Origin of the sequence: Streptomyces durbertensis (genome assembly GCF_014156695.1) — a bacterium.
GTDB classification, from domain to species: Bacteria; Actinomycetota; Actinomycetes; order Streptomycetales; family Streptomycetaceae; genus Streptomyces; species Streptomyces durbertensis.
Map to the genome: position 1 here is coordinate 1 of NZ_WMLF01000372.1, position 5,378 is coordinate 5,378.

General features: G+C 71.0%; 3 protein-coding genes and 1 pseudogene. 1 reads left to right on the forward strand and 3 read right to left on the reverse strand.

What is annotated here, in order from left to right; genetic code table 11:
- A pseudogene (locus GL263_RS20570) lies at nucleotides 1-1,226 on the forward strand (AfsR family transcriptional regulator); the annotation flags it as partial.
- On the opposite strand, the gene GL263_RS20575 reads toward GL263_RS20570, so the two are convergent.
- The 3 genes from GL263_RS20575 to GL263_RS20585 form a co-directional block, all read right to left on the reverse strand.
- The gene (locus GL263_RS20575; protein WP_182857212.1) at nucleotides 1,185-1,622 is read right to left on the reverse strand and encodes a DUF6269 family protein; all 438 of its coding nucleotides are present in this window, start codon (nucleotides 1,620-1,622) and stop codon (nucleotides 1,185-1,187) included. The pseudogene GL263_RS20570 and the gene GL263_RS20575 sit on opposite strands and share 42 nt — an antisense overlap.
- A 169-nt stretch (nucleotides 1,623-1,791) precedes the next feature.
- Complete coding sequence (gene betT, locus GL263_RS20580) at nucleotides 1,792-3,915, reverse strand: choline BCCT transporter BetT (protein ID WP_323379497.1); 2,124 nt, start codon at nucleotides 3,913-3,915, stop codon at nucleotides 1,792-1,794.
- A 3-nt stretch (nucleotides 3,916-3,918) separates the two neighbouring features.
- Nucleotides 3,919-5,378 (reverse strand): choline dehydrogenase (locus GL263_RS20585; protein ID WP_182857213.1); only part of this gene is annotated, 1,460 nt, incomplete at its 5' end.

Here is a 5,378-nt window from a genome sequence, read left to right on the forward strand (position 1 = left end):
CCCGCCACACCGCCCACATCCCCCGCGTTCCCCGAGAGGCACCCCAACCGACCTCGCCCGCACCGGCCTTCGCGCTTCCGGACGACGGCCTGAGCCCCGGCGCCAGGCAGCCTGCCGGCGGTTGGCGCGGCGTGGTGCCGAGGATGCTGCCCGCGCCCGTACGGGACTTCACCGGCCGGGCCGCGCAGACGGCCGTCGCCCGCCGCACGCTCTGCGGCGATCCGTCGGACGGGGCGCAGAGCCGGGACCTGGTCATCACCGGGCCGATGGGCACGGGCAAGTCCGCGCTGGCGATGCACGCCGCCCGCCTCTCCCGGGCCGCCTTCCCCGACGGTCAGCTGCACGCCGACCTCGGCGGCGAGACGGCCGCTCCCCGGGAGCCGACGGAGGTGCTGGGCTGGTTCCTGCGCGCGCTCGGCGTGCCGGAGGGCCGGCTGCCGGCGTCGCAGGAGGAGCGCGGGCAGCTCTACCGCAGCCTGCTCGCCGGCCGCCGCATGCTGGTGGTGCTCGACAACGCCGTCGACGACCGGCAGGTCCGCCCGCTGCTGCCGGGGGACACGGACTGCCGGGCGCTGGTCACCGGGCGGCGCGCGCTGGCCAGCCTGGAGGGCACGCGGCTGATCGTGCTGGGGGCGATGGAGGAGGCGGAGGCGCTTCGGCTGCTCAGCGGGGTGATAGGCGAGCGCCGGGTCGCCGCGGAGTGGGAGGCGGCCCGGCGCATCGTGCGGTACTGCGACCGGCTGCCGTTGGCGCTGCGGGCCGCCGCCGCGCGGCTGGTGGCCTGCCCGGAACGGTCCCTGGCGTTACTCGCGGCACGGTTGGCGCCGGCTTCGCGGCGGCTGGACGAGCTGCGGGCGGGCAGCCTGGACATGCGGGCGGCCCTGGAGGCCGGCTACCGGCGGTTGTCGGCCTCCACCCGTGCCGCGCTGGGGGCGCTGGCCCGCTCGGGCGCGCCCTGCTTCGACACCCGGGAGGCGGCCGCCGTGCTCGCGGTCGGCGAGCGGGACGCCGAGGAGGCGCTGGAGGAACTGCTGGCGGCCCGTCTTGTGGAGGAGGCCGGCGGCGGACAACCCACCTATGTGCTGCGTCCCCTCGTCCGGCTCTACGCCGTCGAGCGGGCGGACGGGCCTGCCGGTGGCACGCCGGGCGCCGTCAGGCGGGTGGTGCCGGCAGCCGGCCGGCAGTCAACCGCAGCCGCCCGCGTGCCCCTCGTCGAGGCCATATGAGACGGCGCAGGGCCCGGTGCCGTCCGCACTCTGGCGGGCGGAGTTGCTGAGGGCGTCGATGTAGGCGGCGAGCAGACTGCTCCAGCGGGCCCCCGCATCAGCCTCGACGTGCTCGGCGTGGCCGGTGTGTTCGGTGTGTTCGGCGTGGCCGGTGTGTTCTGTATGGCCGGTATGGCCGGTGGGCTCGGTGGCGACGCCGGCCGTGCCCTGCCGGCGCACGAACTCCTGGAGGGACGCCCTGGCGCTGGACTCCTCGGGCGGGTCGAGCCGCTCCAGCCGAGCCACGAGGTTCATGCCGCCCTGCTCGAGCCAGGAGTTGATCTCCTCCTCCAGCTCCTGGAGGACGTCGTGGCCCTCCGGGCCGCCGCCCGCGCCATGGGACGCTGCGTTCTTCATGGCACCTCCACGTTGTGCACCGATGGTCGTGGGTACTGTCGGCAGCCATCGTTCCGCACGCTGATATGGATTCCCTATGGGTTTGCCCATGGCTTGGCTGGAGGTGACGACTCGGCCCCGCCGCCCGCCCGCGGCGACCCGCCCGGAAGACGACAGAACCCCTGCCCGTTCAGCGTTCCTCGTCCGGTAGGTGGGCTTCGGCGGTGTCGGGGCGGTGGTCGGGCAGCGCGGAGCGGGAGGCGGCCTCGCGGTGCAGCCGCAGGAACTCCAGGTGCCGCTCGTACTGGTCGAGGATGTCGGCGATGAGCTGTTCCCGGCTGTAGCCCATGACGTCGTAGCCCTGGCTGCCCTCGGCGAGGTGCACCTCGAAGCGGATGTAGGTGTCGCGCTCGCTGACGGCCTTCATGGCGAAGGCCGGCGACGGGGTCTCCAGCGGCCACACCCGGTACACGAACTCCTCGTCCCGTCCGACCGGCACGGTCAACTCGATGTGCGGGACGCCGAGTTCCTCGTCCGGCTCCTCGCTGATCCGCGCTTCGACGTCCTGCCGGTGCAGTTCGTCGGCGACGTCACGGAACGCCGGCCGGCACACGTCGTCCACGAACCGCGTCGCGGCGCGTTTGCCCGGGTAGGCCATGGTCCTGGCCAGCCGTTGGCGCCAGGTCCACTCGGCGGCGGGTGGTCTGGAGCTGATCCGGCTGGAGAGCGAGGAGGGCATGGTCGCGGTCAGCGCCTCCTCCCGCATGCGTTCCAGGCGCAGGGCCTTGTAGAGGCCGGCCATGATCAGGAACATCACGAAGGAGAACGGCAGGCCCATGATGATCGTCGCGTTGGTGAGGGCTTCGACGCCGCCGACGAGCAGCATGGCGAGGGTGAGCAGGCCGGTGGCGGACGCCCAGAAGATCCGCAGCCAGGGCTTGGAGTCGGTGAGCGGGGTGAGCAGGTCGGAGCTGAGGTTGCCCATGACCAGCGCGCCGGAGTCGGCGGAGGTGACGTACAGCAGCAGTCCGACGAAGGTGGCCAGGCCGGCGCTGAACAGCACGCCCGGGTACTGGTCGAGCAGGCCGTAGAAGCCCTGCTCGGGCAGGTTGACGGCGGTGTCCCCGAATTCGGTGTTGCCGCCCTGCACCACGAAGAGCGCGCTGTTCCCGAAGATCGACAGGAACGTCAGGGTGAAGAAGAACGGGATGACCAGGGTGGCGGCGACAAACTGGCGGATCGTCCGGCCCTTGGAGATACGCGCGAGGAACATGCCGACAAACGGCGCCCACGCCACCCACCACGCCCAGAAGAACAGCGTCCAGGCGTTCAGCCATTCGGTCGGCTGGTCGTAGGCGAAGGTGTTGAGCGTCATGTCGGGGAAGCGGCTGACGTAGTCGCCGATGTTCAGCACAAGCGCGTTGAGCAGCCGGGTCGGGCTGTCGACGAACAGCATGTAGCCCATCAGCAGCACGGCGAGCAGCACGTTGAGCTGGCTCAGTCGCCGGATGCCCCGGTCGACACCGGCGACGGCGGAGGCGGTGGCCATGCCCACGGCGACGGCGATCAGCGCGATCTGCGCGGCGGTGCCCTCGGGGATGTCGAACAGGAAGTTCAGGCCGTAGTTCAGCTGCACGACGCCGATGCCGAGCGAGACGGAGATGCCGAAGACCGTGCCGATGATGGCGGCGAGGTCCACGCCGTCGCCGACCCGGCCGTAGATGCGCCGGCCGATGATCGGGTACAGCGAGGAGCGGATCGCCAGTGGCAGCCGGTAGCGGAAGGAGAAGTAGCCGAGCGCCATGCCCATGAGCGCGTACATGGCCCAGCCGGTGATGCCGTAGTGGAACAGCGTCCACACCACCGCCTGCCGGGCCGCCTCGATCGTCTCCGGGTCGCCCTCCGGCGGCGCCAGGTAGTGGCTGACGGGCCCGGCGACGGAGAAGAACATCAGGTCGATGCCGATGCCGGCGGCGAACAGCATCGCCGCCCAGGCGAACAGGTTGTAGTCCGGCTTCGAGTGGCGCGGCCCGAGTTTGATCTTCCCGTACCGGGAGAGCGCCACGAAGACCACAAAGAGCAGGTACAGGGTGGCGGCGAGGTAGTAGTACCAGCCGAAGCCGTTGGCGATCCACTCCACGACGACGCCGATGGTCTCCTCGGCGCCTTCCGGTGTGATGATCGCCCAGATGGAGACGGCGAGGATCAGTACGGACGAGCCGATGAAGACGACCCGCTTCAGCCGCGTGCGGCCCGGTCCGTGCTCCATCGGTTCAAGCCCCGGGTCGAGCCCCTGGTGTTCGGCACTTGTCATCGCTCAGGCCTCCGCCGACTCGTGCCGGTAGAAGTCGACCTCCGCCGGGGCGAGGGGGGTGTTGCCCAGGATCAGGTCGGCGGCCTTCTCGGCCATCATCATCACCGGCGCGTAGATGTTGCCGTTGGTGAGGTACGGCATCGCGGAGGCGTCGACGACCCGCAGCCCCTCCACGCCGTGCACGCGCATCGACGTCGGGTCGACGACGGACATGTCGTCGACGCCCATCCGGGCGGTGCACGAGGGGTGGTAGGCGGTCTCGGCGTCCCGCGCCACCCAGTCCAGGATGTCCTCGTCCGACGCGACCTCGGGGCCGGGGGAGAGTTCCCCGGCGTCGAACATCGCGAACGCCGGCTGCCGCAGGATGTCCCTGGCCACGTGGATGGCCTCGATCCACTCCTTGCGGTCGTTGGGTGTGGACAGGTAGTTGAAGCGCAGCGCGGGATGCTGCCGGGGGTCCACCGACTTGATCTTCACCGAGCCGCGCACGTCGGAGTACATCGGCCCGATGTGCACCTGGTAGCCGTGCTCCGCGCCGACCTCCGTGCCGTCGTACCGCACCGCGATCGGCAGGAAGTGGAACATCAGGTTGGGGTACTTCACCTCGTTGTTGCCCCGGACGAAGCCGCCCGCCTCGAAGTGGTTGGTGGCCGCCGGGCCGGTGTGGAAGAGCATCCACCGCAGGCCGATCGCCGGCCGTCGGTACCACTTCAGCATCGGGTTGAACGTGACGGGCTGCTTGCACGCGTGCTGCACGTACACCTCCAGGTGGTCCTGGAGGTTCTCCCCGACGCCCCGCAGCTCGTGCACCATCTTCACGCCCAGCGGCACGAGTTCGTCCGGGTTCCCGATCCCGGAGAGCTGCAGCAGTTGCGGCGTGTTGATCGCGCCGCCGCACAGGATCACCTCACCGGCCGCCACCCGCCGCCGCTGCCGGCCGAACTGCCGGTACTCGACGCCGATCGCCCGCTTCCCCTTGAACAGCACCTTGTCCACCTGGGAGAAGCACTGCACCGTCAGGTTCGGCCGGCTCCGCACCGGATGCACGTACGCGCGCGCCGCCGACCAGCGCCGGCCCTTCCTGATGTTGCGGTCGAAGCGGGCGAAGCCCTCCTGCCGGTATCCGTTCACATCCGACGTCAGCTCGTAGCCGGCCTGCTGCGACGCCTCCAGGAACGCCGCGAACAGCGGGTTCTCCGCCGGCCCGCGCTCCAGCCACAGCGGCCCGCCCTGCCCGCGCCAGTCGTCGGCGCCCGCCGAGCAGTGCTCCATCCGCTTGAAGTACGGCAGGCAGTGCGCGTAGTCCCACGTCTCCATGCCCGGGTCGGCGGCCCAGCGCTCCAGGTCCATCGGGTTGCCCCGCTGGAAGATCATCCCGTTGATCGAGCTGGACCCGCCCAGCAGCCGCCCCCGCCCGTGGCTGACCCGCCGGCCGCCCATGTGCGGCTCCGGCTCCGACCTGT

What these genes read in the sequence shown, in the direction of transcription:
- GL263_RS20575 (WP_182857212.1), bottom strand. Translation starts at nt 1,622, where the DNA reads ATGAAGAACGCAGCGTCCCATGGCGCGGGCGGCGGCCCGGAGGGCCAC.
- betT (WP_323379497.1), bottom strand. Translation starts at nt 3,915, where the DNA reads ATGACAAGTGCCGAACACCAGGGGCTCGACCCGGGGCTTGAACCGATG.